This window comes from Saccharopolyspora mangrovi (assembly GCF_035320975.1).
Taxonomy (GTDB): Bacteria; Actinomycetota; Actinomycetes; order Mycobacteriales; family Pseudonocardiaceae; genus Saccharopolyspora; species Saccharopolyspora mangrovi.
In genome coordinates this window covers 477,863-504,113 of the sequence record NZ_JAWLNX010000001.1, presented here as the reverse complement: position 1 = coordinate 504,113, position 26,251 = coordinate 477,863, and the positions used below count along the sequence as shown (strand labels likewise).

Genomic DNA, 26,251 nt, shown 5'->3' with positions numbered 1-26,251 from the left:
CAACTTCGTCGCGGATCGCGACCGCGAAACGGCAACGGCCGCCGAGAAAACCCGCAGGTCGCGGATCTGTCTCGGCGGCCGCATACCGCGATCAGGAGAGCTGCGAAACCACCCAGTCGATGGACTTGGTCAACTGGGTGATGTCATCCGGCTCGATCGCCGGGAACATGCCGATCCGAAGCTGGTTGCGGCCCAGCTTGCGGTACGGCTCGGTGTCGACGATGCCGTTGGCGCGCAGCGCCTTGGCAATCGCGGCGGCGTCGATCGAGTCGTCGAAGTCGATGGTGCCGACGACCTGCGAGCGCTTGGCCGGGTCGGTGACGAACGGCTTCGCGTACTCCGAGGCCTCGGCCCAGCCGTAGAGGCGCTGCGAGGACTCCTTGGTGCGGGAGTCGCACCAGGACAGACCGCCCTGGCCGTTCATCCACTCGATCTGGTCGGCCAGCATGAACAGCGTGGCCACCGCGGGGGTGTTGTAGGTCTGGTCCTTGCGCGAGTTGTCCAGCGCGGTCGGCAGCGACAGGAACTCCGGGACCCAGCGGTCCGAAGCGCCGATCTCGTTGATCCGCTCGATCGCGGCCGGGCTCATCGCGGCCAGCCACAGCCCGCCGTCGGAGGCGAAGGACTTCTGCGGCGCGAAGTAGTAGACGTCCACATCGGCGGCGTTGAACGCCAGGCCGCCGGCTCCCGAGGTGGCGTCCACCGCGATCAGCGCGTTCTCCGAGCCCGCCGGGCGGGACGGCGGCAGCATGACGCCGGTGGAGGTCTCGTTGTGCGCCCAGCCGATCAGGTCGACGCTCGGGTCCGACACCGGCTCCGGGGCGTCACCCGGGTCGGAGGAGACCACGACCGGCTCACCGATGAAGGGAGCCGTCTTGGCGGCCTTGGCGAACTTCGAGGAGAACTCGCCGTAGGTCAGGTGCAGCGAGCGCTCGCGGATCAGGCCGAACGTCGCCGCGTCCCAGAAAGCGGTGGTGCCGCCGACGCCGAGCACGACCTCGTAGCCCTCGGGCAGCGAGTACAGCTCCCGCAGTCCCTCGCGAACCCGTCCGACCAGGGACTTCACCGGCTTCTGCCGGTGGGAGGTGCCCATCACCGCGGCACCCTCGTTCGCCAGCCGGGCCAGCTGCTCCGGGCGGACCTTGGAAGGTCCGCAACCGAAGCGACCGTCCGCGGGCTGGAGTTCGGCGGGCAGCTTCAAGGTGGTCGGGTCGGTGGTCTCGGCCTGCGTCATTCCGGCGCCTCCGGGCGTTGTTGTGGTGACTGTGCGGGGTGAGGAGGTTCGAACCCGTCCCCGCGCGCCAGTGGCCAGGTCCGCCGGCGCCATTGCCGGCTCGGCTCAAGTGTTGCAGCAGGGTTACCGCTCGGTGTCCGGCGGCCGCTGCCGCACCGCAACTTACTGCCGTTCGCGTCCCCGGCCAACACCACTGTGGCCCAGAAGGCCCGTTCGAGTCGGTGCGATCAGGCGAACCCGGGCGCTCCGCAGCACTTCTTGTACTTGCGTCCCGACCCGCACCAGCAGGCGTCGTTCCGGCCCGGTGGCCAGGGCAGATACCGGCTCGCGTGGGCCTCCTCGAACGCGTAGTCGGCCGGGATCTCGGGGTCGTCGGACCGGTGCCCGACCGCCTCGGCGAACTCCTCCACCGCGGCGACCGTGGTGGGGACCAAGCACGCGCCGGTCGCGACCTCGCCGAGCTCCCGCTGAACCCCGCGCCGGTAGTCGTCGTGGGTGGTGCCCTCCTCCCACCACTCGGGGTGCCGGCGCTTCGAGAGGGCGAACTCCTCGGCGGTCCACAGCGGGACCGCGTAGCGGGTGAGCGAGAGGTTCCCGTCCTCGTCCACGAGATCGGCGATGTCGTCCTCGCCGCGGCGGCCCTGGAGCTGGCTGGCGAGCTCCTCGCCGTGCTCCGCGCACTTGTCGAAGAACTCGTCCATCGCGTCGGCCGGCAGTCCCGCCTCGGACCTCGCGTGCCGTCGCTCCAGCAGCAGGTCGTAGCCCGGATCGGCGGGGCTCAGGGGCTCGTCGAGCGAGGGGATGAGGTGGTTCGCGCCCGCGTTGAGCCAGCGCAGGCCTTCGAAGACGTCACCGGTGGTGGAGTAGCCGAAGTGGACGTCCATGTAGGTCATCGCGACCTTGCTCGGGTTCCGGCGCAGCTCGTCGAGCAGCGGCGCGGCCTCGTCAGCGCGGCCGTGGGTGAGCAGGTAGGCGAGGTAGGCGCCGCGGCCGCTGAGCGGTCCGGAGTCGTCGTCCAGTTCGAGCGCCCTGGTCACCGCCGCGAGCTCGCGCTCGTGCTCGTCGGCCTTGTGCCAGTGCTCCGAGGCCTCCACCAGCTCCGAGCACGGGCTCTCGCTGCCCGCGGCGTCCTCCTCGAGGGCCTCGGCGTACTGGACGTGCAACTTCGCCGAATCTGTCACGCGGCCCAAACTATCCCCTGGTGGGCCGGCCGCGCGGCCGACCCACCAGCGGGCTCACACCGGGGCGATGATCTGGGTGACGGTGTCCCAACCGGCCACGTCCTGCGGCGAGCGCGGGGCCGGGCCGATGTACTGCGCCGACGGTCGGACCAGGCGTCCGGTCCGCTTCTGCTCCAGGACGTGCGCCGACCAGCCGGCGAGCCGTGCGGCGGTGAACATCGAGGGCATCATGGCCGTCGGGACCGCGGCGAAGTCCAGGATCACGGCGGCCCAGAACTCCACGTTGGTCTCGATCTGGCGATCGGGTCGCCTTTCGCGCAGTTCCGCCAGCGCCGCCTGCTCCAGCTCGCGGGCCACCTCGAAGCGCGGGGCCTTGAGCTGGTCGCAGGTGTTGCGCAGGACGCGGGCGCGCGGGTCCTCGGCGCGGTAGACGCGGTGGCCGAAGCCCATCAGCCGGTCGCCGCGGTCGAGGATGTCGGCCACCACGCGGCGAGCGTCTCCGGTGCGCTCGACCTCCTCGATCATCGGCAGCACGCGAGCCGGGGCACCGCCGTGCAGCGGGCCGGACATCGCGCCGACCGCGCCCGACAGGCAGGCGCCCACGTCGGCGCCGGTGGACGCGACGACCCGGGCGGTGAAGGTGGAGGCGTTCAGCCCGTGCTCGGCGGCGGAGGTCCAGTAGGCGTCCAGCGCCTGCACGTGGGCGGGATCCGGTTCACCGCGCCACCGGGTGAGGAACTGCTCGGTGGTGGTCGTGGCCTCGGCGATGCGCGCGTGCGGTACCGGCGCCTGGTCACCGCGCGCGGACTGGGCGATGTAGGACAGGCCCAGCGAGCAGGCCCGGGCGAGCTGCTCGCGCACCTGCTCGGCCTCGATGTCCAGCACCGGCTGGAAGCCGAAGGCGGGCGCGGTCATGGCCAGCGCGGCCTGCGCGTCCGCCCGCACGTCGCCGGTGCGCACCGGCAGCGGGAGGTCCTCGGCGAGCGGCAGTCCGCCACCGAACTTCCCGTCCACCAGCAGCGTCCAGACATCGCCGAAGGAGACCGTGCCCACGAGGTCCTCGATGTCCACGCCCCGGTAGCGCAGGGCGCCACCGTCGCGGTCGGGTTCGGCGATTTCGGTCTGGAAGGCGACGACACCTTCCAAGCCGGGGCGGAATTCGCTCATAGCTGCCTCGTCTCCTGGTCGTAGGGGGTTGCGCGCGTGCGCGTGGGCTGGGCGACGTGGCGGGGTTTCGGAGCCAACAGTGCACCCCGAGGGGAAGAAAGGGCAATGGCGGCTCGATGGAAAAAATTCCGAGATGAGTTGACGTGCGGTGAATGGGGGCTTTTGCCGTCTCGTGAAAAATCCAGGAAAAATTGTTGTTTCGCAACCGGGCAGTCCGGTTAAAACCGGCGTTCGAGCAGGGGCTGAAGCCGCACCCGTGTGTTAAGGAAAAACCATGCACCTCGCCCCGCACGAGCGCGACAAGCTGCTCGTCTACGTCGCAGCGCAGCTGGCCCGCGAACGGATGGACCGCGGCCTCAAGCTCAACTACCCCGAAGCGGTCGCGCTGATCACCCACCACGTCACCGAGGGCGCCCGCGACGGCCGCACCGTCGCGGAGCTGATGCGCAGCGGCCGCGAGGTGCTGCGGGCCGACCAGGTGCTCGACGGGGTGCCCGCGATGATCCACGACGTGCAGGTCGAGGCCACCTTCCCGGACGGGACCAAGCTCGTCACCGTCCACGACCCCATCACCTGAGCAGGAGCCCGCATGCTTCCCGGCGAGATCATCACCGCCGACGAGCCGATCCCGCTGAACCCCGGCAGGCAGCGCGTCCGGCTCACCGTCGTCAACCGCGCCGACCGGGCCGTGCAGGTCGGTTCCCACTACCACTTCGCCGCGGTCAACCCGGGCCTGGAGTTCGACCGGGCCGCCGCGTGGGGCCACCGGCTCGACGTGCCCTCGGGCACCGCCGTCCGCTTCGAGCCGGGCGTGGAACGCGAGGTCGACCTGGTGCCCGTCGGCGGTGCCCGGTTGGTGCGCGGCCTGCGCCCGGAGTTCGCCGGTGAGCTCGACCAGCGCGACCACCGGGCCAGCGAGTTCGCCTACGGCGAGGAAGGCGAGGGGACCCGTTGAGCACGCCCTCCATCGACCGGTCCCGGTACGTCGAGCTGTTCGGCCCCACCACCGGCGACCGCATCCGGCTGGCCGACACCGACCTGCTCGTCGAGATCACCGAGGACCGCAGCCAAGGCCCCACCGGCTCCGGTGAGGAGGCCGTCTTCGGCGGCGGCAAGGTCATCCGCGAGTCGATGGGGCAGGCGGTGGCCACCCGCGCCGAGGGAACCCCCGACGTGGTGATCACCGGAGCGGTGATCCTGGACCACTGGGGCGTGGTCAAGGCCGACGTCGGCATCCGCGACGGACGCATCGTCGGCATCGGCAAGGCCGGCAACCCCGACGTCACCGACGGGGTCGACCCGGCGCTGGTCATCGGCCCGTCCACCGAGATCGTCGCGGGCAACGGGCGGATCCTCACCGCCGGCGGCATCGACTGCCACGTGCACTTCATCTGCCCGCAGGAGGCCGACACCGCGCTGGCCAGCGGCATCACCACGCTCATCGGCGGCGGCACCGGACCGGCCGAGGGGAGCAAGGCCACCACGGTCACGCCCGGCGCCTGGAACCTGGCGCGGATGCTGCAGTCGATGGACCACGTGCCGGTCAACGTGCTGCTGCTCGGCAAGGGCAACACCACGCGCGGCGAAGCACTGCTGGAGCAGCTGCGCGCCGGGGCGGGCGGGCTGAAGATCCACGAGGACTGGGGCGCGACCCCGGCCGTCATCGACGCCTCGCTGCGCGCGGCCGAGGAGACGGGCGCGCAGGTCGCCATCCACACCGACACGCTCAACGAGACCGGTTTCCTGGAGTCGACGCTGGCGGCCATCAACGGCCGGTCGATCAACGCCTACCACGCCGAAGGCGCAGGTGGCGGGCACGCTCCGGACATCATCAAGGTCGCCGCGGCCGCGAACGTGCTGCCCTCGTCGACGAACCCGACCCGGCCGCACACGGTCAACACCATCGACGAGCACCTGGACATGCTCATGGTGTGCCACCACCTCAACCCGTCGGTGCCCGAGGACCTGGCCTTCGCCGAGAGCCGCATCCGGCCCTCGACGATCGCGGCCGAGGACGTGCTGCACGACATGGGCGCGATCTCGATGATCAGCTCGGACGCGCAGGCGATGGGCCGCATCGGCGAGGTGGTGCTGCGCACCTGGCAGACCGCGCACGCTATGAAGCGGCGCAGGGGAGCCCTCGACGGCGACGGCCGCGCGGACAACAACCGGGCGCAGCGCTACGTCGCGAAGTACACGATCAACCCGGCGTTGGCGCACGGCATCGCCGGCGAGGTCGGTTCGGTGGAGGTCGGCAAGCTCGCGGACCTGGTGCTGTGGGAGCCGCAGTTCTTCGGCGTCCGGCCGCACGTCGTGCTCAAGGGCGGGTTCGCCGCGTGGGCGGCGATGGGCGACGCGAACGCGTCCATCCCGACCCCGCAGCCCTACGTCGCCCGGCCGAGCTTCGGCGCCTCGCCGCGCGCGGCGGCCGCGAGCAGCGCGTGCTTCGTGGCCCCGGCGTCGTTGGAGGACGGCCTGGCCGAGCGGCTGGAGCTGAGCTCGCGGATGCTGGCGATCGAGAGCACCCGGGGCGTCACCAAGGCCGACATGGTGCGCAACTCGGCAACCCCGGACATCCAGGTCGATCCCGACAGCTTCGCCGTGCACGTCGACGGCGACCTCGTCGAGCCCGACCCGGTCACCGAGCTGCCGATGGCGCAGCGCTACTTCCTGTTCTGATGGGGCTCGCGGTACTGGCGCTGGCCGACTCCCGGTTCCCCGGGGGCGGTCACGTGCACTCCGGAGGCGTCGAGGAAGCCGCCTCGATGGGACTCATCAGCAGCACCGCCGACCTGCGAGAATTTCTGCACGGCAGGCTCTTCGGCGCGGGCTCGCTGCAGGCGGTCTTCGCCGCCGCGGCGGCCCACGCCGCGCTGCGCGGAGTCCACTGCGGACACTGGCAGGACCTGGACGTCGAGCTCGACGCCCGAACCCCGTCCCCGGCGCAGCGGGAGGCCTCGCGCGCGCAGGGGAAGGGGATGATCCGCGCCGGACGGGCAGCGTGGCCCTCGCCGGTGCTCACCGAACTGGTGGCCGCGACGACGCGACCACACCACCCGATCGTGCTGGGCGTGCTGGCGGCGACCGCCGGTTCGCAGCCCCGGGAGGCCGCGCTGACCGCCGGATACCTGGCGATCAGCGGTCCTGCCTCCGCCGGGGTCCGGTTGCTCGGGCTCGACCCGTTCGCGGTCAACGCGGCCCTCGTCGAACTCTCCGCGGAGCTCGACGAGATCGCCGACGGAGCCGCCCGGGTCGCCGGCCTCGCACCGGCGGAGCTGCCCGCACCGGGTGCCCCGGCGCTGGACCTGCTCGCCGAGGCCCACGATCGTCATCACCGGGAAGAGGTGCGTCTCTTTGCCTCCTGAACACGGCCACGGACACGGCCACACGCATCCGGTCGGCTTCGACCCGACCGCCGCCGGACCCGACCCGCACGCGGCCGCACCGCAGCGGGGCCGGCCGTTCCGGCTGGGGATCGGCGGCCCGGTGGGGAGCGGGAAGACGGCCCTCACCGCCGCGCTGTGCCGGGCGCTCGGCCAGGAGATCGACCTGGCGGTGGTCACCAACGACATCTACACCACCGAGGACGCCGACTTCCTGCGCAAGGCGGGCGTCCTCGACGTCGACCGGATCGAGGCGGTGCAGACGGGAGCCTGCCCGCACACCGCGATCCGCGACGACATCACCGCCAACCTCGACGCGGTGGACCGGCTGACCGACGAGCACCCCGGTCTGGAGCTGGTCATCGTCGAGAGCGGTGGCGACAACCTGACGGCCGTGTTCAGCCGGGGCTTGGCCGACCGGCAGATCTTCGTCGTCGACGTCGCCGGTGGCGACAAGGTCCCGCGCAAGGGCGGCCCCGGTGTCACCACGGCCGACCTGCTGGTCATCAACAAGATCGACCTCGCCGAGCTCGTCGGCGCGGACATGGCGGTGATGACCTCCGACGCCCACCGCATGCGTGGGAACCTTCCTGTCATCACCCAGTCCCTGACCCGCACCCCGAACGCCCCGGACGTCGCGGCGTGGGTGCGCGAGCAGGTGAAGGTCGGCCTCGGTGCGTGAGAAGTCGGCAGCAGGGCGGTTCTCACCCGAACCGCCCGGGGGCGAAGTCCATTTCGTCCGGTCGGTTCCGGCCCCGTGCCGGGGTGGACGAGCATGAAGGCCACTGCTGCGCTGACCGTCGAGCTCTCCGGCGGGCGCAGCGTCGTGCGGGAACTGCGCTCGCAGGCCCCCATGACGCTGGTGCCTCGCCGGACCTCGACCGCCAGCGACGGGACCGCCGTCGTGCACCTGGTGAGCTCAGCTGCCGGGCCGATCGGCGGTGACCTCGTCGACCTGCGGGTGCGCGTCGGAGCCGGGGCCAGGCTCCGGCTCTCCGGGACGGCGGCGACCGTCGCGCTGCCCGGCCGCGGGAGCAGCCGTTCCAGCGTGCGCATCGAGGTCGACGAGGGCGGCACGGTCGAATACCTGCCGGAGGCCAGCGTGATCAGCTCGCGGGCCGATCACGCCGCGGACCTGGCGGTCGAGCTGGCGGCCGGTGCGCGGGCCCGGTGCAGGGAGACTTTGGTGCTCGGTCGATGCGGGGAACCTTCCGGTCAGCTGACCGCGACGACGCAGGTCACGAGGTCCGGGAGGGCGCTGCTGCGGCAGCGTCTCGACCTCGGCGATGCGCGGATGGCGGCCAGCACCGCCTATCTCGCGGGCGCGCGCGTGCTGGCGACCGAGGTGGTCGCGTGGGACCGGGATCCGTCCGACCCCGCCAGCGGCCAGTGGTGGTCGCTGGCCCCGCTGGCCTCCGGGGGAGCGCTGGCCACCGCGCTCGCCGACGACGCCGTGACGGCCGGGCACCGTCTCGCGGAGGCCCTCTCCCACCATCCGGACGTCGAGTACCTGCTCCTGCCGACGTGGTGAACTGGGGTGAGCGAAAGGCTCCCACGCTCTTCTCGCAGCGCAACGGCTGATCGGGTGACGTGCCGGCGGTGTGGGAACGATCACTGCATCGGTTGCGGAATCGATCGTGACCTATCGTCGATTCGGCTCCCGTTCTGATCCCGTTTACCGTCGTAACGAATGGCCGGCCGCATCGCGCGCGTCGGCCTCGTCCAACCCGTACCGTCCGGCGCTGGGCCGGAATGTCGAAGTCGAGTCGTGCCGTTCGCCGGGCGAGTCAGGGAGGAAGAGGATGTCGGAGGCCAAGGTCGCGTTGCCGTCCATGCGCGTTTCCTACGAAGCCGGGGCGCTGCACGAGGACTCGCTCGCCGGCACCTGGCACGAGCAGCTGCAGCTGTGGTTCGACGAGGCCATCGCGGCCGAGCTGGTCGAACCCAACGCGATGGTGCTGGCCACCGCCGACCCGGAGGGCTTCCCGTCCTCGCGGACCGTGCTGTGCAAGGGCTTCGACGAGCGTGGTGTGGTGTTTTTCACCAACTACACGTCCAACAAGAGCCACGACCTGAAGTCGACGCGCGTTGCGGCGGCGACGTTCCCGTGGCTGGGGCTGCAGCGCCAGGTCAACGTGCGCGGTGAGGTGGAGAAGGTCAGCTCCGCCGAGACCGCCGAGTACTGGGCCGAGCGCCCGCGCGGCTCGCAGCTGGGCGCCTGGGCCTCGCCGCAGTCGCGGGTGGTCAACGGGCGTGAGGCGCTGGAGAACTCGCTCAACGGCATCGAGCGCCGCTTCGGCGAGGCCGAGAAGGTCCCGGTCCCGCCGCACTGGGGCGGTTGGCGGATCCGCCCGGACTTCGTCGAGTTCTGGCAGGGCCGTCCCGACCGGCTGCACGACCGGCTCCGCTTCCGCCGCAACGACGACCGCTGGACCGTCGAGCGACTGGCTCCGTGAGCGACCGCCGGGGAATGGCGTAGACCTCCGTCACACGGGCGGAAAACGAGTGGTCCATTAGCTTCGCGAAGGACTAGGCTGCTGCTCTCGTGCGGCAGACCAGCGGAACCATTCCCCGGCGCAGCTTCAAGTCCTTGCTCGGCAAGGTCTTCATCGACACGCGTCCGCTGCAGTACCCCGCGTACCGCCGCCTGTGGGTGTCCAACATCGTCACCGCCGTCGGCGCGCAGTTCTCCGCCGTGGCCGTGCCCAAGCAGCTCTACGACATCACCGGATCCTCGTTCTACGTCGGGCTCGCGGGCATCTTCGGCCTGGTCCCGCTGCTGGTGTTCGGCCTGTGGGGCGGTGCGATCGCCGACGCCGTCGACCGGCGCAAGCTGCTGATCATCACCAACGGCGGGCTCGCCGGAACCTCCGTGCTGCTGTGGCTGGTCGCCTTCGCAGGCATCCCCTCGGTGTGGCTGGTGCTGGTGCTGTTCGCGCTCCAGCAGACGTTCTTCGCGGTCAACTCGCCGACCCGCGGCGCCGCCATCGCCCGGCTGATCCCCACCCACCTGCTGCCGTCCGCGCAGGCCTTGGGCGCCACCGTCTTCCAGCTCGGATCGATCGTCGGGCCGCTGCTGGCGGGCGTGCTGCTGCCGCTGCTGGGCCTGTCCGTGCTGTACCTGGTGGACGCGATCGCGCTGTGCCTGGCGCTGTGGGCGGTCTTCCGGCTGCCCGCGCTGCCGCCGCAGGACGGTGCGCCGAAGAAGGCCGGTCTGCGCTCGGTCCTCGACGGCTTCCGCTACCTCGGCCTGCACGCGGTGCTGCTGGCCTCGTTCCTGCTGGACATCATCGCGATGGTCTTCGGCATGCCGCGCGCGCTGTTCCCGGAGATGGCCGAGCGCACCTTCGGCGACCCGCCCGGTGGTGGTGCCGCGCTGGGCTGGCTGTACGCCGCGATCCCGCTGGGCGCCTTCTGCTTCGGGCTGTTCTCCGGCTGGCTGCACCGCATCACCCGGCACGGCGTGGGCGTCACGCTCGCCGTGGTGGCCTGGGGCGTGGCGATCATCGGTTTCGGCTTCGCCGACTCGCTGTGGCTCGCGGTGGTCTTCCTGGCGCTCGGTGGCGGTGCCGACCTGGTCAGCATGGTCTACCGGAGTTCGATCCTGCAGGCCGCCGCCACCGACGAGATGCGCGGCCGGATCCAGGGCGTGTTCACCGTCGTCGTCGCGGGCGGGCCGAGGCTGGCCGACACCCTGCACGGCCTGGCCGGTGCCGCGCTGGGCACCGGGACGGCGGTGTTGATCGGCGGAGTGCTCGTCGTGCTCGCCGCCGGGCTGTCGGCGGCGTGCCTGCCGGCGTTCTGGAAGTACAAGGCGCCCAGCGGTAACGGCATGTGATCTGATCTGTGCGGATCGTGCGGATTGGGCACTCCGCCACGCTTGCGACACTCGTCGGAGTGCGTTTCGACCAGGGGTGGGCAGACAGCCGCCGGAGCCACCCTGCACACTTCTCCACTATGGCCAACGAAACGACCGACATTGCGCCCGGCGGTGCGCAGGAGCCTGGCCTCAAGAAGGTGATGGGCCCGAAACTGCTGCTGTTCTTCGTGGTGGGAGACATCCTCGGGACCACGATCTACTCGCTGACCGGGAAGGTCGCCGGCAAGGTCGGCGGAGCGCTCTGGGTTCCGTTCCTGGTCGCTTTCGTGGTCGCCTTCCTGACCGCGTTCAGCTACCTGGAACTGGTCGGCAAGTACCCCAAGGCCGGGGGCGCACCGCTGTACGTGCACAAGGCCTTCGGCATCCACTTCGTGACGTTCCTGATCGCCTTCGCGGTGATGTGCTCCGGCATCACCTCGGCCTCCTCGGCCGCGCAGGCGTTCAGCGGTGACTACCTGACGGGCATCTTCGGCGACGGCGTCGAGCCCTACTCGTGGCTGGTCGCCCTCGGCTTCCTGCTGCTGCTCGCCGCGATCAACTTCCGCGGCGTCGGCGAGTCGGTCAAGATGAACGTCGTCCTGACGTGCGTGGAGCTGACCGGTCTGGCGATCGTGATCGTGTTCGGCCTGATCGCCATCTTCGGCGGCAGCCACAGCGCCGACATCGCCCCGGACCCGAGCCGGTTGACGCAGTTCGACGCCGACACCTCGCCGCTGCTGGCGATCACCTCGGCCACCGCGCTCGCGTTCTTCGCGATGGTCGGCTTCGAGGACTCGGTGAACATGGCCGAGGAGACCAAGGACCCGGCGAAGAACTTCCCGCGCGCACTGCTGCTGGGCCTGGTCATCACCGCGACGATCTACCTGGTCATCGCGCTGATCACCTCGACGCTGGTGCCCACCGCGGAGCTGGCCGAGTCCGACGGCCCGCTGCTGTTGGTGGTCAAGGCCGCCGCCCCGTGGTTCCCGCCGATCCTGTTCTCGCTGATCGCGCTGTTCGCGGTGACCAACACCGCGCTGATCAACATGCTGATGGCGAGCCGGTTGGTCTACGGCATGGCCAACGAGGGCGTCGTGCCGGGCGTGTTCGGCAAGGTGCACCAGGCCCGTCGCACCCCGTGGGTGTCGATCCTGTTCACCAGCATCATCGCGGTCATCCTGGTGAGCTCGCTGGAGATCTCCGACCTGGGCAGCACCACCTCGCTGCTGCTGCTCGTGGTGTTCGCGGTGGTCAACGTCGCGGTGCTGGTGCTGCGCAAGGACGAGGTCGAGCACGAGCACTTCCGGGCCCCCACCTGGGTCCCGGTGCTGGGTGCGCTGACCTGCGCGTTCTTCGCCAGCCCGCTGTCCGGGCGGCCGGCGACGGAGTACATCATCGCCGGGATCCTGCTGGGCATCGGCGTGATCTTCTGGCTGATCAACTACTTCCTGAAGGGCAAGACGGACTTCGAGGCCGAAGCCCTGAGCAAGTAGGTCGTTCGCCGATCGGGAGGCGGTCCGGGGCGCTGTTCGCGGTGTCCGGGGCCGCCTCCTGGTCGTAGAGTGGCGGCGTGCATGATCCTCTTCCCGCCACCGGCCGGCAGTTCGAGATCACCTCGGGGACCGCGAAGGCGGTCATCACCGAGTTCGGCGCCGCGCTGCGCGCGTTCACCGTCGACGGGGTGCCCTTCACCGAGACCTTCGACGCCGACCGGCTCCCGCCGTCCGCCGCGGGGGCGGTGCTGGTGCCGTGGCCGAACCGGGTCGCCGACGGGCGCTGGGCGCTCGACGGCGAGCCGCAGCAGCTCGCGCTGACCGAGCCCGACCGCCACAACGCCATCCACGGCCTGCTGCGGCACGAGCCGTGGGCGATCGTCGAGCACACCGACTCCGCCGTGGTGCTGCAGGCGACCGCCTCGCCGCGGCCGGGCTGGCCGGTGCCGCTGCTGACCTCGATCGGCTACGCGCTCGACGGTGATGGCCTCACCGTGACCCACACCGTGGAGAACCTGGGCGGGCGCGCAGTTCCGTTCGGCGTCGGGGTGCACCCGTACCCGCGCGCGGGCAACGTCGAGACCGACGAGTGCACGCTGCGCCTGGCCGCCTCCTCGGTGCTGCCGGTGGACGCCGACCGGCTGCTGCCGGTGCGGCCGCCGCGCGCGCTGGAGGGCGACGAGGTCGACTTCCGCACCGGCCGCCGCCTGGCAGGCGTGTGGCTCGACACGGCCTTTGGCGGCGCGGCTCCGGCGCCCGACGACCCGGCCGGCCTGGTCCGCCACTCGCTGACCGGCCCCGACGGCCACGGCGTGCAGCTGTGGGCGGATCCGGTGTTCAAGTGGGTCCAGGTCTACACGGCCGAGGAGTTCCCCGAGCGCGGCCGCGCGATCGCCATCGAACCGATGACCTGCCCGCCGGACGCCCTCAACTCCGGCACCGACCTCATCACCCTCCAACCGGGCGAGGCCTGGACGGCCCACTGGGGCCTCACACCACTCTGACTTGCGGTGTCCCATGTGGCACCGGGTTTCCATGGAAGTCGCGTTCCCGATTTCAATGAAAATCAGGAACCCGACTTCCATGGAAATCGCGTGCACTCCCCGCGGGACGGGTGGAGGGGAAGCAGGACCGGTCGGGTGGGGTCAGCGCTGGGTGAGGTGGCGGGCGATGACCAGTCGCTGGATCTGGTTGGTGCCCTCGAAGATCTGCAGGACCTTGGCCTCGCGCATGTACCGCTCGGCGGGGAAGTCGCGGGTGTAGCCGGCACCGCCGAGGACCTGGACCGCGTCGGTGGTGACCTTCATGGCTGCGTCGGTGGCCACCAGCTTCGCCACCGACGCCTGCTCGCCGAAGGGCAGACCGGCGTCGCGGCGGCGGGCGCCGTCGAGGTACATCGCGCGGGCCGAGTGCACGGCGGCGGCCATGTCGGCCAGCAGGAACTCGATGCCCTGGAACTCGATGATCGGCTGCCCGAACTGCTTGCGCTGCTGCGCGTAGTCGACCGCGAGGTCCAGCGCCGCCTGGGCCAGCCCCACCGCGCACGCGGCGATGCCGAGCCGGCCGGAGTCCAGCGCGCACAGCGCGATCTTGAGTCCGTCGCCCTCCTCGCCGATCAGCCGCTCGGCCGGGACTCGGGCGTCCTCGAAGTACAGCGGGGTCGTGGGTGACCCGGTGAGCCCCATCTTGTGCTCGGGCGGTCCCGCCGTCAGACCGGAGGTGGTCGAGTCGGCGAGCAGGCAGCTGATGCCGCGCGCGCCGTCGCCGGTGCGGGCCATCAGCGTGTAGAAGTCGGCTTCGCTGCCGTGGGTGATCCACGCCTTCTGCCCGTTGATCACGTACTCGTCGCCGCCGCGCTCCGCCCGGGTGCTCAGCGCGGCTGCGTCGGAGCCCGCGTGCGGTTCGGACAGCGCGTAGGCGCCCAGCAGCGAGCCGCCGATCATCTCGGGCAGCCACCGCTCGCGCTGCTCGGCGGTGCCGAAGTGGGCGAGCGGGAAGCAGCTCATGGTGTGCACCGACAGGCTCACGCCGACGGTCATCCAGGCGCTGCTGATCTCCTCCAGCACCTGCAGGTACACCTCGTAGGGCTGCGCCCCGCCGCCGTGTTCCTCGGGGTAGGGCAGGCCGAGCAGCCCGGCCTCGCCGAGCAGGCGGAACGCGTCGCGCGGGAACTTCGCGGCGGCCTCGTCCTCGGCGGCACGGCCGGCGAGCTCGTCGCGGGCGATCTCGCGGGTCAACGCGAGCAGATCGGTGGCTTCCTCGGTCGGAAGCAGGCGGTGAACGGTCATGTCGCGCTCCCACGGTCCAGTGTGCGCAGCGGGCTGCTGTACTGCAATCAGTACTATAAGCGGTACTACAGTACTGTGAACAGGTCTGCTCGGACGATTCAGAATCCTGTGGCAGGCTTCTTCCGATGAGCACCTCCCGAGCCGAGCGGACGCTGAACCCCAGACGAGCCGAACTCCTGGACCGCCTGCGCGATCTGTTCCTGGCCGAGGGGTTCGCCCACTTCACCCTCGACGAGCTGGCGGGCAGGCTGCACTGCTCGAAGTCGACGCTCTACACGCTGGCCGGCAGCAAGGACCAGCTCGCGGTCCGCGTCGTCGCGCACTACTTCAAGAGCGCCACCGAGGACATCGAGCGCCGCACCGAGGCAGCCGAGGACGCCCGGGAGAAGGTGCGCGCCTACCTCGACGCCGCCGCCGAAGCGCTGCAACCGGCGTCGCGGGAGTTCATCAACGACATGGGTGCCAACCTCGCGACCCGCGCCACCTACGAGGCCAACGCCCACGCCGCCGCCGACCGGCTGCGCGGGTTCATCTCCGAGGGCGTGCGCCAAGGCGTGTTCCGCGAGGTCCACGCGGGGTTCGTCGGGGAGATGGTCGGTCGCACCATCGCCGGCATCCAGCGCGGCGAGGTCGGCGAGCGCACCGGGTTGTCCGACGCCGCCGCGTTCGCCGCGCTGTCGCAGTTCCTGCTGGGCGGTCTGGCCCAGGATGAGAAGTCCAATTCGGACACAGTGGAGGAAAATTGATCGTCATCGGCGGTGAGGCCCTGGTCGACCTCGTGCCGGATCCGTCCACCCCGGACGGAGAGCTCGGTCCGCTGCACCCGCTGCTCGGCGGTGGCCCCTACAACGTGGCCATCGCGCTGGGCAGGCTCGGCGTGCCCGCCGCGTTCTACGCGAAGCTGTCCACCGACCAGTTCGGCGACCGCATGCTGCAGCGGCTCGCCGAGTCCGAAGTGGACACCTCCCTGGTCCAGCGCGGCCCGGAGCCGACGACGCTCGCCGTGGTCGGGCTGGAGGCGGGCGGCTCGGCCCGCTACAGCTTCCACACCGAGGGCACCGCCGCGCGCTTCGTCGCCGACCAGCCGCTGCCGGCCGAGACCACCGCGTTGTGCCTGGGCACGCTGGGCATGGTGCTCGAACCCGGTGCCTCGACCTACGAGAAGGCGCTGTTCCGGGAATCCGAGCGGGGCGTGTTCGTCGCGCTGGACCCCAACATCCGGGCCGACCTGATCGCCGACCCGGACGCCTACCGCGCGCGCTTCGAGTCCTGGCTCCCCTCGGTCGGGCTGCTCAAGGTCTCCGACGACGACGCCGAGTGGCTGGCCCCCGGTCGCGACGTCGTCGAGGCCGCTCGCGAGTGGCTCTCGCGCGGACCGGCCGCGGTGGTGCTGACCAGGGGAGCCGACGGGCTCACCGCGGTCACCGCCGACGGCGAGATCACCGTGCCCGGCCGGGAGGTCGAGGTCGCCGACACCATCGGCGCCGGCGACACCGTGCAGGCCGCGCTGCTGGCCTGGCTGCACCGCCACGACGCCCTGTCGCCGGAGGCGGTTCGCGCCCTCGACGCCTCGCGGTGGGAGCAGGCGCTCGCGTTCGCCGCCTCCGCCGCGGCGGTCACGGTTTCCCGTCCCGGCGCCGAGCCCCCGTGGTCAGCGGAGCTCGACGGGTGACCGGAATCCATTCGGTGGTGTCCGAACACGCCCTGTGAGCGCAGAAGCCTGACTGCGGAAGAAGGAATCCGGATTAGACCGATCGGATTTCACTCGTGGTCACGATGGTGGTGTCAGACGGTGGCGGAGCGTCGACAATGGCGCTCGCGCTACCGGTAAGTGTGATGTGATCGTGGTCCCACCTGCAAAAAAGAGGAAACGCGATTGCTGCGCGGGGACCCTCTTGCGGTCTAGCGTGACTACTGACAGGACCCCAACGGGGTGGTGCTGCGACGGTTCGGACACCCCGACCGGAGCGCGGGCGACACGGAGCCCTGCCGCTTGGCTGGGCAATCGCGGTCGTCACCACGCACCCCTTGACGAGCGCGAGAGGTTCCCGAATGCCCGACGACGTGACCGCCAAACGTACCGTCGCGCTGCGCTATGACGCCGGCGAGCACGAAATGCAGGTGACGCAGCCGACCGAGGGTGCGCCTGGCGTCGATCTCGGCAAGTTGCTGGCTCAGACCGGTTTGGTGACGTTGGACCCGGGCTTCGTCAACACCGCAGCCTGCAACTCCGACATCACCTACATCGACGGCGACGCCGGAATCCTCCGGTACCGCGGCTACCCGATCGAGGAGCTCGCGGCGAAGTCGAACTTCATCGAGGTCAGCTACCTGCTGATCTACGGTGAGCTGCCGACCCAGCAGGAGTACGACGAGTTCTCCGAGCGCATCCGCCGGCACACCCTGCTGCACGAAGACCTCAAGCAGTTCTTCGACGGATTCCCCCGCGACGCGCACCCGATGCCGGTGCTGTCGTCCGCGGTCTCGGCGCTGTCGACCTTCTACCAGGACAGCCTCAACCCGTTCGACAAGGACCAGGTCGAGCTGTCCACGGTCCGCCTGCTGGCCAAGCTGCCCACCATCGCGGCTTACGCCTACAAGAAGTCGGTCGGCCAGCCGTTCCTGTACCCGGACAACTCGCTGGGCCTGGTGGAGAACTTCCTCCGGATGACCTTCGGCTTCCCCGCCGAGCCCTACGAGGTCGACCCGACCCTGGCCCGCGCGCTGGACCTGCTGTTCATCCTGCACGCCGACCACGAGCAGAACTGCTCGACCTCGACGGTCCGCATGGTCGGCTCGTCCGAGGCCAACATGTTCGCCAGCGTCTCGGCCGGCATCAACGCCCTGTTCGGCCCGCTGCACGGCGGCGCCAACAGCGCGGTGCTGGAGATGCTGGAGGGCATCAAGAACAACGGCGGCGACGTCGACGCGTTCGTCGAGCGCGTGAAGAACAAGGAGCCCGGCGTTCGCCTGATGGGCTTCGGCCACCGGGTCTACAAGAACTACGACCCGCGCGCGGCGATCATCAAGAAGACCGCCGACGAGGTGCTGTCCAAGCTGGGCGCCAACGACCCGCTGCTGGACATCGCGCTGCGGCTGGAGGAGCGGGCGCTGTCCGACGACTACTTCGTCTCGCGCAAGCTCTACCCGAACGTGGACTTCTACACCGGTCTGATCTACAAGGCGATGGGCTTCCCGACGAAGTTCTTCACCGTGCTGTTCGCGCTCGGCCGGCTTCCCGGCTGGATCGCGCACTGGCGCGAGATGATCGAGGACCCGGCCCGCAAGATCAGCCGTCCGCGCCAGGTCTACACCGGTGCCGCCGAGCGTCCCTACACGCCGATGGACCAGCGCTGATCTGAATCGTTACCTGAATCAAGTCGGAGGCCACGGCCTCGGACCACGCATTGGGCCCCGGAGAGCCCGGCCGAAAAGGCCGGCCCCCGGGGCCTTTCTGCGCCCACCCCACCGCCACTGAAACCCGAGCATCACCACCCCAACCAAGACGCGGACCACCACCCCAACCCGGACCACCGCCGTATTCCGCACCCCGATCACCGCCGCAATCGGGGCACGGACCACCGACGGACCCGGATTACCGCGGTATTCCGAACCCGGAATACCGCCGTAATCGGGGTGCGGGGCGCCGCTGGACCCGGATTACCGCCGTAGTCGGGGTGCGGATTACCGCCGTAATCGGGCGACTTCGTGATGGGGGCGTCAGGGGTCGATTCCGGCGAGGGCTCGGTTGACGAGGTTCTCGACCTGGGGGAGTGCTGCGGCCCGGTCGTCGGGGTTGAGGCCGAGGCGGGTTCTGCGGTCGAGGACGTCGTCGGCGTCGAGGGCGCCTTCGTGGCGGACGGCCCAGAGGACTTCGGCGGCGGTGACGTGAAGGCCTTCTGCCACCGGCTCGGCCAGGTCCGGGTCGAACTCGGTCAGGGCGGCCACGCGGGCGGCTTCGGTGCCGTACTTGCCGATGAGGGTGGCGGGAGCCTCGATGTCGGTGAGGTGGCGTCGAGGGGCCGCCCCGACCAGCGCGATCTCGGTGGTGCGGGACGGTCCGGCGGCCAGTCCGCAGGTGCGCACAGCGGTGTCCACGGCGTCGGCGGCCATCTTCCGGTAGGTCGTGAGCTTGCCGCCGACGACCGTGATGACCCCTTCACCGGAGGTGAGCACCGCGTGGTGGCGGGACAGATCGGCCGAGCTCTTGCCGTCCTGCTGCAGCAGCGGCCGGAGGCCCGCGAACGATCCGAACACGTGCTCGCGGGTCAGCGGTGCGCCGAGCACGTCGCGGATGCCCGCGAGCAGGAAGTCCACATCGGACTCCGGGACCTCCGGGACTCGCGGGATCGGGCCGGGAGTCGGCTCGTCGGTCAGGCCGAGGATCGCGCGGCCGTCGGGCAGCGGGATGAGCAGCAGGAACCGCCCCGACTCGCCCGGCATCGGCGCCACGACGGCGGTTCCCGCCACCCCGGCCGCATCGGCGTCGACGACCAGGTGCGATCCGCGCGAGGGGCTCAGCCGGACCTCCGGCACCAGCTCTCCGGCCCAGACGCCGGCGGCGTTGACCACCGAGCGCGCCCGGATCCGCAGCGACTCGCCGCTGCGCGCGTCCACCACGTCGGCACCGCCACCGTCGAGGGATCGGACCTGGCATCGGGTGAGGACGCGCGCGCCGAAACCGGCCGCCGTGCGCGCCAGCGCCACCACCAGCCGCGCGTCGTCCACCAGCTGGCCGTCGAAGCTCAGCAGCCCGCCGCGGAGCCCCGCCGGGCGAAGGCCGGGAACGAGCGCGAGCGCTTCGGCTGAAGGGATCCTCTTCGGCGGTGGCAGGACGTCGGAAGGGGTCCGCGCCGCCCGCCGGAGCACGTCACCGGCCCGCAGGCCCGCGTGCAGGACGACTTCCTGCCGCCGGGACGTGCCCTCGTGCAGCGGGATGAGCTGCGGCAGCGGGCGCACCAGGTGCGGCGCCGTGCGGGTCATGAGCACGTTGCGCTCGACCGCGCTCTCCCGGGCCAGGGCGACGTCGCCGTGCGCGAGGTAGCGCAGTCCGCCGTGCACGAGCTTGCTGGACCAGCGGGACGTTCCCCACGCGAGGTCCTCGGCCTCCACCAGCGCCACGGACAGCCCCCTCGCCGCCGCGTCGAGGGCGACCCCGGTGCCGGTGACGCCGCCGCCGACGACGAGGAGGTCGACTTCCTGCTCCGCCGCCGCGTGCAGGTCGGTTCGCAGCCGCGCGGAGTTCAGCGAGGTGGCGCGCAGCGAGCCGGCGGGAAGCGGTGTGGTGATCATGAAGGGCTCCTTGGCTTCAGGGCGCCGTCGAGGAGGAGGGCCAGTTCGTCCGTCAGTGCGTTGAGGTCGAGGTCCTTGGCCGCTGGGCCCGCCGAGATGACGAAGGACTGGGTCAGCAGCAGCAGCGAGCGGGCCTGCACCGCCACGTCGCCGGGGCGGATCGACCCGTCGGCGTGCCCGGCGGCCAGATACTCGCGAAGGAACCCGTCGGCCGCCACCTGGGTGCTGCCGAGCCGTTCCACCAGGTAGGGCAGCAGCAGTTCGGCGTCGGTTTCCAGGACGCGTTGCAGCAGGGGTGCCTCGTGCAGCAGTCTGATGCCGCGCACCATCCCGGTCACCAGCCGTTGCCGCGCATCGCCGTTTCCCTCGGCCTCGCGGGCCTGGTGCAGGACTTCGCCGAACTCGACCGTGACGAGGGTGGTCACCATGCTGCCGACGTCGGGGAAGCGCCGGTAGAGCGTCATGCGGCTGACCCCGGCGGTGCGGGCGACCTCGGTGAGCGTGGTGCGCCGGACGCCGTTGACCAGCACGCATTCCCGCGCCGCGCGCAGCAGGGCGGCGTCGTCGACCCGGTTGGCGGCCGGGCGCCTGCCGGGTCCGGCCACCCGCTCAATGCTGTGACAATCCAACTCCATGTGTCACACTCTAGCCGTGACCGGCCAGATCGAACACACCCTCCGCGGCAGCTGGACCCCTTCGGGGGCCGCCGCCGCGCAACTGTCCCCGGCCGCGCTGCGCTGGCTGCGGCAACGCATCGGGCTCGCCGAGACGACCACCCCGGCGGTGCCCTCGTCCCTGCTCGACGTACCCGAGAGCACGCTCGCCGACACCCCGCGCGCGGAACTCGAGGCGCTGCTCGGCGAACGGCACGTGCTCGTCGACGCCGCCGCACGCCTGGGCCGCGCGGGCGGGATGTCCTACAACGACCTGATGCGCCGCCGCGAGGGCTCCGAGCTCGCCGTGCCCGACGCCGTGCTGCTGCCCGCGGAACCGGAACTGGTGCAGGGCGTGCTGGAGATCTGCGCCCGCCACGACATCGCGGTCGTCCCCTTCGGCGGCGGCACCTCCGTGGTGGGCGGGGTCGACGCGCTGCGCGGCGGCAAGCGCGCGGTGGTCGCCCTCGACCTGGTGCGGCTGGACCGGCTGGTCTCGCTCGACCCCGACTCGCGGATCGCCGTGCTGCAGGCCGGGATGCGCGCCACCGAAGCCGAATCGCTGCTGGCGGCGCACGGTTTCACCCTCGGGCACTTCCCGCAGTCCTTCGAGCGGGCCACCATCGGTGGGTTCGCCGCGACCCGCTCGGCGGGCCAGGCGTCCTCGGGCTACGGGCGCTTCGAGGACATGGTCGAGGGCGTGCGGCTGGCGACACCGGCCGGTGAGTGGAAGCTCGGCGTCGCACCGGCCTCGGCGGCGGGACCCGATCTGCGGCAGCTGGCGATCGGCAGCGAAGGGGCCCTCGGCGTCATCACCGAGGTCGCCCTGCGGGTCCGGCCCGCGCCGAGGCGCAGCCGCTACGAGGCGGTCGTGGTCGACGGGTGGCAGGCCGGCAGCGACGCGGTGCGCGCGCTCGCGCAGGACCGCGTGCTCGCCGACGTGACCCGGCTGTCCGACCCGGAGGAGACCGAGGTGCAGTTCGCGCTGGCCGGGCAGCTCAAGGCCCACGCGATCGGGAACTTCCTGCGCGCCAAGGGCGTCCGCAACCCGTGCCTGCTGGTGCTGGGCTGGGAATCCGGTTCCCGCGCCGAGCTCAAGCGGCGTCGCGCGGCCACCATGCGCGCGCTGCGCGACGTGCGGACCGTGCGGCTGGGCCGGGCGGTCGGGGAGTCCTGGAAGTCGCACCGGTTCTCCGGGCCCCGGCAGCGGGACGCCCTGCTCGACCGGGGCGTGTGCGTGGAGACGCTGGAGACCGCGACGAGTTGGAGCGGGCTCAGCGAGCTGCGCTCGGCCGTGCGCACGGCGCTGGTCCGCAACCTGCAGGCCGGCAACAGGCCGCCGATCGTGATGTGCCACGTTTCGCACGCCTACGAGACCGGTGCCTCGCTGTACTTCACGGTGCTGGCCCCGCGCGACTCCGAGCAGGCCCTCGCCCAGTGGCAGCGCGCGAAGGAGGCCGCGTGCGAGGCGATCGCCGGGCGCGGCACGATCAGCCACCACCACGCCGTGGGCGTCGACCACCGGCCTTGGCTGGGTTCGGAGATCGGCGACATCGGCACCTCGGTGCTGGCCGCGGCCAAGCAGGCGGTCGATCCGACGGGGATCCTCAACCCCGGCAAGCTCATCCGCGACTAGCGGAGATCGCGGTGCACCGGTACCCGAGGCGCCGGTACACCCGCAGCGCCGGTTCGTTGTCCGCGTCGACCATCAGGGCGATGTCGCCGAGCCCGGCGAGCTCCCTGGTCAGGAACGCGCACACGCGCGTCGACAGCCCTCGCCCGCGGTGCTCGGGGCGGGTGGCGACGCCGGAGATGTAGCGCACTCCCGGCGCGGGCCAGGAGTCCCCGGCGACTGAGATCGGGGTGCCGTCGTCGTCGCGGACACCCGCCCAGCGCACCGCGCCCGGGTCGTCGGGGAACAGGTACGAGCCGGGGTTGGCCGCGCGCAGCAGCGCGTCGATCGCCGGTCGGTCGGCGTCGGTCAGCCACTCGACGCCCGGTGCGGGCCGCTGCGGCGGCTCGGCGTCCAGGTGCATCCAACCGAACGTCGCCAGCACCTCGTGGCCGAGCCGATCGGCGACCCGAGCGGCCAGCGGAGCCGCCGCCAGCAACCGGACCTTCTGCCCGGACACCGACGGCAGGACCTCCTCCAGCAGCGCGACGACGTCGTGCTCCTCGCCGGCGTGGACGAGCCGGTCGGCGCGGTTGAGCCCGGGCGCGAACACCGCCACCGCGCTCCGGTGCCGCCACGCGCTCCCGCGCTCGTGCGGATACCCCGGCTCCAACGCCTGCGCGGCCCACCGCAGCATCAGGTCGGGCGTGGCGTCCGCGACCTCGGCCGCGCTCCTCAACTCCTGCACACGCGCAGGGTAGGGATTCGAACTTCGCGCGAAATTCGAACCCCGAACGCAAGCCTCGAACTTCGCGCGAAATTCGAACGGTGCCGCGCTCAGGGCTTCTTGCGGCGGGGGAGGAAGCCGGTGGGGAGGCGGGGTTTGGCGATGGCGTCGCGGAGGGCTTCGAAGGCCTCGTGGACCGCCAGGCGCGACTCCGAGGGCGTGGCGTCGGGCGCGTTGCGGTCCGGAGTGGGGATGCCCGAGGAGCGCAGCCAGCGCTCGTCCCAGACGACCTGCATCGCCGCGGTCCAGCGCTGCTTGACCTCGGCGACGAGCTCGTCGCGGACCTGCTCGGACTCCTCCTTGCACTGGTTGCCGGTCGCCACCTGCTCGCCGAGCTCCTCGGCGGCCTCCCGCTCGTGCTTGCGCATCGCCTTGCCCGCGGCCGTGGCCAGGGCCGTCAGCTCGCGGTAGCGCTCCGCCGCGGTCTCAGTCACCGGCTTCCTCCCGGACGTTGGCTTCGGGCTCGGTCGACCGCTGCGCCGGGACCGCCGGCGATCCGCCGAGGTCGAACGGCAGCACCACCTCGGGACGCGAGTGTACCGAGCGGTCGAAGAACAGGCCGCGACGCGAGCGCGGCGACCAGTTCACCGGCTGACCGGCGGCGAAGGTGCTGAGCTCCTGACCGTGCACGTCGAAGGCCACCCACGCGCCGATGTCGTCCACCGGCCCCATGCCGAGGGTGTTCTTCACCCGCTGCACGCTGCGCCACCAGCCGATCACGTGCACCCGCGACTCCGGCCCCTGCTTGAGGATCGTGCGCAGCGAGTCCAGCGCGCAGGCCCGGGTCACCGGGTCCTTGCGCTCCAACGTGGTGTGCGCCGCGTCGACCGCGTAGAGCACGACGCAGTGCCGGACCGGGGCGGCGCCGGCGTCGATGTCGGCGGCGATGCCGTCCAGCGTCGGGGAGATCTCGTCCAGCCCCACCACGTCGACCTCGTGACCGCGTTCGCGCAGCTCCTCGGCCACGGCGCGGGCGTCGTCGTCGACGTCGTCGAGCAGCGCGCCGATGGTGAACCGAATCTTGCCCGGTTCGTGCTGCCGGGACAGCGACAGCGCCGCCGCGCCCAGCGCGCTGGTGGTGTCCTCGCGGACCGAGCCGATCACCGCGATGTTGCGGCCCGGCGAGCGGGACAACCGCACCGCCGCGGCCGTGCCCTCGACGTCGATGATCTGCCCGAGCAGCGCGCGCGGCGTGCTCACGTGCGCGGTGAGCTTCCGGTAGTCCTCCAGCGCCGAGAGCGTCGGCAGGTTGGAACCGTCGAACAGCCGAGGCGGGTGCGAACCGGCCGCGCGGCGCTGCCAGAGCCGTTGCTGCAGCTCGTGGAACGTGTCGCGGGCGGTGGCGTCCGGGATGCGCGCGATCTCGTTGCCGTGCTTGACACCGGACTCGTGGTTGACCACCGCGTGCCAGCGCGGCAGCTCCATCGCCGCCTGGTTGTGCTCGGTGAGCACCCGCCGCGCCTTCGGCAGCGCGATGCGCAGGATGAACTGCTCGAAGATCGCGGGCTTGCCCCAGAACGCCTCGATGCCGGAGACGTCCTGGGAAGCCAGCACCAGGTGGATGCCCTGCGAACGTCCGCGCCGCGCAACGTCTTCCAGCAGCTTGGTGGCCTGGGCGGTCACCGGATCGCGGTCGGCGAACAAGTACTGGAACTCGTCGATCACCGCCACGATCCGCGGCCACCGGCCCTCGGGATCCTCGGCCCGCAGCTCTTCGAGCTTGGTGACCTCGTGCTCCTTGGCCTTGTCGGCGCGGCGCCGCATCTCGTCGGCCAGGAACCGCAGCAGCGCCAGCCCGAACTCGCGGTCGGTGTTGACGTTGACGCCCACCAGCTTGGCGTGCGGCAGCCAGCTCGGGTCGCGCTTGCCCGGCGTGAACTGGGCGAACGACACGCCTTCCTTGAAGTCCAGCAGGTACAGCTCCAGCTCGTCCGGCGAGTACCGGGCGGCCATCGCGCCGAGCATGCCGTAGAGGAAGTTCGTCTTGCCCGCCCCGCTGGGTCCGCCGATGAGCGTGTGCGGGCTGGCGTCGCCGAGCCGCACCCACACCTCTTCTCCCTCGTCGAACCCGACGGGAGCCTGCAGCTCGGACCGCGAGTGGCACTGCCACAGCTCGTCGGGCAGCAGGTCGTCGAAGGTGCGCACCCGCGCCCGACGCAACTCGAACTCGGCCGCGATCGCCGAGCACGCCTTCGCCGCCTGGCCGCGCGAAGGCGGATCGTCCAGCGCCACAACGGCTTCCGGTCCGGTCATGCTGGTGCGGGCGCGGTTCTCGCCGATCAGCGTGACCGATTCGATGGAGCTGTTGACGGTCAGCGGGAGGTCGACGGTGATCAGCTGGATCCCGCAGGCCAGGCCGTTGCGGGCGATCCGCTGGAGCTGTTGCTGCTGCTCCTCGCGCAGCGGCTGGCCGTCGCCGAACAGCACCGCGATCCGCCACGGTTCGCCGCGCCTGCCGTGGGCGGCGGCGAGCGCGCGCAGCGTGGTGTGCTCGCCGAGCAGCGCGCCGGAGTGGATGCGCTTGATGTGGTCGGAGAGCACGTCGAGCATGTCGCCCAGCCGCGTCGGGTCGTGAGCGGTGAGCAGTCCGGCGCTGGTCAGCGGGTGCAGGTCCGGCAGCGTTCCGGTGAGCCGGGCGACGTCCCAGCTGTGGATGCGCACTTGGCCGGGCGGGAAGTGGCTGATGATTCGCAGCAGCAGGTTCTGCACCAGGGTTTCGGCGGTTTCGGGCACCTCGTCGGTGGTGATGCGCAGGTGCGCGAAGTCCAGCGCCGGGACGACCGCGGGGAAGGACGGTGATCGGGGGGAGTCCGGGATGGTCGCGGTGCCGATCCGCCACAGCTCGGGCGGGTGCGCGGCATCGCCGTCGCCGAAGCGGCCGATCCAGTCGTCGAAAGCCTCCGACGCGCTGCCGGGTGAGTTGGCGGCGACCAGCTTCTCCAGCGACGGCGGGCCCTGCTCGGTCCAGTCCTGGAAGATCTCGTCACGGTCGGCGAGCGCACGGGCCAGCGCGGCCTGGAAGTGCGGGTCGGCCGGGTCGTCGATGATCTGCTCCGGCTCGCGCTCGGCCTTGGCCGCGCCGAGCTGGGCGATGCGCAGCGCGTGCTCCTGCTCGGCGCAGGTGTCGAGCACTTCCTGGTGCGCGTTCTCGGCGGCTCCGAGTGCGGCGGAGATGCTGCTGCGCAGGTGCTCGAAGGCCGATTCGATGCGACTTCGCCGGTCACTGCGTTTCACAACACGCCACCTCGGCAACCGAGTTACGGAACGTGATCAAGGTACCACCTCGAAATAAGCCCCGCCTA

At 71.2% G+C, this 26,251-nt stretch carries 23 protein-coding genes; 14 read left to right on the top strand and 9 right to left on the bottom strand.

All coding sequences use genetic code 11. From position 1 onward, the window contains the following. Positions 1-91 precede the first annotated feature (91 nt). From serC to R4I43_RS02500, 3 genes are all read right to left on the bottom strand, one after another. On the bottom strand, positions 92-1,234 hold the full coding sequence (gene serC / locus R4I43_RS02510; RefSeq protein WP_324263830.1) for a phosphoserine transaminase: 1,143 nt from the start codon (positions 1,232-1,234) through the stop codon (positions 92-94). Positions 1,235-1,461: 227 nt separating this feature from the next. Continuing rightward, on the bottom strand, positions 1,462-2,415 hold the full coding sequence (locus R4I43_RS02505; protein ID WP_324263829.1) for an SEC-C domain-containing protein: 954 nt from the start codon (positions 2,413-2,415) through the stop codon (positions 1,462-1,464). Positions 2,416-2,469: 54 nt separating this feature from the next. After that, positions 2,470-3,582: a citrate synthase 2 gene (locus tag R4I43_RS02500; protein WP_324263828.1), complete on the bottom strand. Its 1,113-nt coding sequence runs from the start codon at positions 3,580-3,582 to the stop codon at positions 2,470-2,472. Positions 3,583-3,856: 274 nt separating this feature from the next. Here R4I43_RS02500 and R4I43_RS02495 point away from each other — a divergent pair, with 274 nt between their 5' ends. The 10 genes from R4I43_RS02495 to R4I43_RS02450 all read left to right on the top strand — a co-directional run bounded on the left by R4I43_RS02495 (position 3,857) and on the right by R4I43_RS02450 (position 13,321). Next, complete coding sequence (locus R4I43_RS02495) at positions 3,857-4,159, top strand: urease subunit gamma (protein ID WP_324263827.1); 303 nt, start codon at positions 3,857-3,859, stop codon at positions 4,157-4,159. Between the two features lie 12 nt (positions 4,160-4,171). Further along, a complete protein-coding gene (locus R4I43_RS02490) occupies positions 4,172-4,537 on the top strand; it encodes an urease subunit beta (RefSeq protein ID WP_324263826.1) in 366 nt (121 codons plus the stop codon). After that, positions 4,534-6,261 (top strand): urease subunit alpha, encoded by a 1,728-nt coding sequence (locus R4I43_RS02485; RefSeq protein WP_324263825.1) that lies wholly within the window; start codon positions 4,534-4,536, stop codon positions 6,259-6,261. The genes R4I43_RS02490 and R4I43_RS02485 overlap by 4 nt, the downstream gene beginning before the upstream one ends. Next, the gene (locus R4I43_RS02480) at positions 6,261-6,947 is read left to right on the top strand and encodes an urease accessory protein UreF (protein WP_324263824.1); all 687 of its coding nucleotides are present in this window, start codon (positions 6,261-6,263) and stop codon (positions 6,945-6,947) included. Before R4I43_RS02485 ends, R4I43_RS02480 begins: the two co-directional genes overlap by 1 nt. Next, positions 6,937-7,647: an urease accessory protein UreG gene (gene ureG, locus R4I43_RS02475; RefSeq protein ID WP_324263823.1), complete on the top strand. Its 711-nt coding sequence runs from the start codon at positions 6,937-6,939 to the stop codon at positions 7,645-7,647. The genes R4I43_RS02480 and ureG overlap by 11 nt, the downstream gene beginning before the upstream one ends. Positions 7,648-7,740: 93 nt before the next feature. Beyond that, positions 7,741-8,496, top strand: a complete 756-nt coding sequence (locus tag R4I43_RS02470) for an urease accessory protein UreD (protein WP_324263822.1) — start codon at positions 7,741-7,743, stop codon at positions 8,494-8,496. Between the two features lie 271 nt (positions 8,497-8,767). Then, positions 8,768-9,421, top strand: a complete 654-nt coding sequence (pdxH, locus tag R4I43_RS02465) for a pyridoxamine 5'-phosphate oxidase (protein ID WP_324263821.1) — start codon at positions 8,768-8,770, stop codon at positions 9,419-9,421. An 89-nt stretch (positions 9,422-9,510) separates the two neighbouring features. Beyond that, positions 9,511-10,803, top strand: a complete 1,293-nt coding sequence (locus tag R4I43_RS02460) for an MFS transporter (protein ID WP_324263820.1) — start codon at positions 9,511-9,513, stop codon at positions 10,801-10,803. A gap of 119 nt (positions 10,804-10,922) precedes the next feature. Then, on the top strand, positions 10,923-12,317 hold the full coding sequence (locus tag R4I43_RS02455) for an APC family permease (protein ID WP_324263819.1): 1,395 nt from the start codon (positions 10,923-10,925) through the stop codon (positions 12,315-12,317). Between the two features lie 77 nt (positions 12,318-12,394). Next, a complete protein-coding gene (locus R4I43_RS02450) occupies positions 12,395-13,321 on the top strand; it encodes an aldose 1-epimerase family protein (protein ID WP_324263818.1) in 927 nt (308 codons plus the stop codon). 141 nt (positions 13,322-13,462) lie between these two features. On the opposite strand, the gene R4I43_RS02445 is transcribed toward R4I43_RS02450, so the two are convergent. Continuing rightward, the gene (locus R4I43_RS02445; RefSeq protein ID WP_324263817.1) at positions 13,463-14,605 is read right to left on the bottom strand and encodes an acyl-CoA dehydrogenase family protein; all 1,143 of its coding nucleotides are present in this window, start codon (positions 14,603-14,605) and stop codon (positions 13,463-13,465) included. A 125-nt stretch (positions 14,606-14,730) separates the two neighbouring features. On the opposite strand from R4I43_RS02445, the gene R4I43_RS02440 reads away from it, so the two are divergent. From R4I43_RS02440 to R4I43_RS02430, 3 genes are all read left to right on the top strand, one after another. After that, positions 14,731-15,351 (top strand): TetR/AcrR family transcriptional regulator, encoded by a 621-nt coding sequence (locus R4I43_RS02440; protein ID WP_324263816.1) that lies wholly within the window; start codon positions 14,731-14,733, stop codon positions 15,349-15,351. Continuing rightward, positions 15,348-16,277 (top strand): carbohydrate kinase family protein, encoded by a 930-nt coding sequence (locus tag R4I43_RS02435; protein ID WP_324263815.1) that lies wholly within the window; start codon positions 15,348-15,350, stop codon positions 16,275-16,277. The genes R4I43_RS02440 and R4I43_RS02435 overlap by 4 nt, the downstream gene beginning before the upstream one ends. A 380-nt stretch (positions 16,278-16,657) precedes the next feature. After that, positions 16,658-17,962 carry a citrate synthase gene (locus R4I43_RS02430; RefSeq protein WP_324263814.1) on the top strand — a complete coding sequence of 435 codons (1,305 nt, stop codon included), beginning with the start codon at positions 16,658-16,660 and terminating at the stop codon, positions 17,960-17,962. A 363-nt stretch (positions 17,963-18,325) separates the two neighbouring features. On the opposite strand, the gene R4I43_RS02425 is transcribed toward R4I43_RS02430, so the two are convergent. Then, positions 18,326-19,897, bottom strand: a complete 1,572-nt coding sequence (locus R4I43_RS02425) for a glycerol-3-phosphate dehydrogenase/oxidase (protein ID WP_324263813.1) — start codon at positions 19,895-19,897, stop codon at positions 18,326-18,328. Then, positions 19,894-20,532: a TetR/AcrR family transcriptional regulator gene (locus tag R4I43_RS02420; protein WP_324263812.1), complete on the bottom strand. Its 639-nt coding sequence runs from the start codon at positions 20,530-20,532 to the stop codon at positions 19,894-19,896. Before R4I43_RS02420 ends, R4I43_RS02425 begins: the two co-directional genes overlap by 4 nt. Before the next feature lie 16 nt (positions 20,533-20,548). Between R4I43_RS02420 and R4I43_RS02415 the strand changes: the two genes are divergently transcribed. Further along, on the top strand, positions 20,549-22,186 hold the full coding sequence (locus tag R4I43_RS02415; protein WP_324263811.1) for an FAD-binding oxidoreductase: 1,638 nt from the start codon (positions 20,549-20,551) through the stop codon (positions 22,184-22,186). Here the strand turns inward: R4I43_RS02415 and R4I43_RS02410 are convergent. From R4I43_RS02410 to R4I43_RS02400, 3 genes are all read right to left on the bottom strand, one after another. After that, positions 22,173-22,910: a GNAT family N-acetyltransferase gene (locus R4I43_RS02410; protein WP_324263810.1), complete on the bottom strand. Its 738-nt coding sequence runs from the start codon at positions 22,908-22,910 to the stop codon at positions 22,173-22,175. The genes R4I43_RS02415 and R4I43_RS02410 overlap by 14 nt on opposite strands. An 89-nt stretch (positions 22,911-22,999) precedes the next feature. Continuing rightward, positions 23,000-23,383: a hypothetical protein gene (locus R4I43_RS02405; protein ID WP_324263809.1), complete on the bottom strand. Its 384-nt coding sequence runs from the start codon at positions 23,381-23,383 to the stop codon at positions 23,000-23,002. Further along, positions 23,376-26,183, bottom strand: a complete 2,808-nt coding sequence (locus R4I43_RS02400; RefSeq protein WP_324263808.1) for an FtsK/SpoIIIE domain-containing protein — start codon at positions 26,181-26,183, stop codon at positions 23,376-23,378. The genes R4I43_RS02405 and R4I43_RS02400 overlap by 8 nt, the downstream gene beginning before the upstream one ends. Positions 26,184-26,251: the final 68 nt, after the last annotated feature.

Bases quoted from the DNA above. Each gene is read 5' to 3' on its own strand.
- R4I43_RS02455 (WP_324263819.1), top strand. From the start codon at position 10,923: ATGGCCAACGAAACGACCGACATTGCGCCCGGCGGTGCGCAGGAGCCT.
- R4I43_RS02425 (WP_324263813.1), bottom strand. From the start codon at position 19,897: ATGATCACCACACCGCTTCCCGCCGGCTCGCTGCGCGCCACCTCGCTG.
- R4I43_RS02500 (WP_324263828.1), bottom strand. From the start codon at position 3,582: ATGAGCGAATTCCGCCCCGGCTTGGAAGGTGTCGTCGCCTTCCAGACC.
- R4I43_RS02430 (WP_324263814.1), top strand. From the start codon at position 16,658: ATGCCCGACGACGTGACCGCCAAACGTACCGTCGCGCTGCGCTATGAC.
- pdxH (WP_324263821.1), top strand. From the start codon at position 8,768: ATGTCGGAGGCCAAGGTCGCGTTGCCGTCCATGCGCGTTTCCTACGAA.
- serC (WP_324263830.1), bottom strand. From the start codon at position 1,234: ATGACGCAGGCCGAGACCACCGACCCGACCACCTTGAAGCTGCCCGCC.
- R4I43_RS02490 (WP_324263826.1), top strand. From the start codon at position 4,172: ATGCTTCCCGGCGAGATCATCACCGCCGACGAGCCGATCCCGCTGAAC.
- R4I43_RS02470 (WP_324263822.1), top strand. From the start codon at position 7,741: ATGAAGGCCACTGCTGCGCTGACCGTCGAGCTCTCCGGCGGGCGCAGC.
- R4I43_RS02420 (WP_324263812.1), bottom strand. From the start codon at position 20,532: ATGGAGTTGGATTGTCACAGCATTGAGCGGGTGGCCGGACCCGGCAGG.
- R4I43_RS02440 (WP_324263816.1), top strand. From the start codon at position 14,731: ATGAGCACCTCCCGAGCCGAGCGGACGCTGAACCCCAGACGAGCCGAA.
- R4I43_RS02480 (WP_324263824.1), top strand. From the start codon at position 6,261: ATGGGGCTCGCGGTACTGGCGCTGGCCGACTCCCGGTTCCCCGGGGGC.
- R4I43_RS02495 (WP_324263827.1), top strand. From the start codon at position 3,857: ATGCACCTCGCCCCGCACGAGCGCGACAAGCTGCTCGTCTACGTCGCA.
- R4I43_RS02445 (WP_324263817.1), bottom strand. From the start codon at position 14,605: ATGACCGTTCACCGCCTGCTTCCGACCGAGGAAGCCACCGATCTGCTC.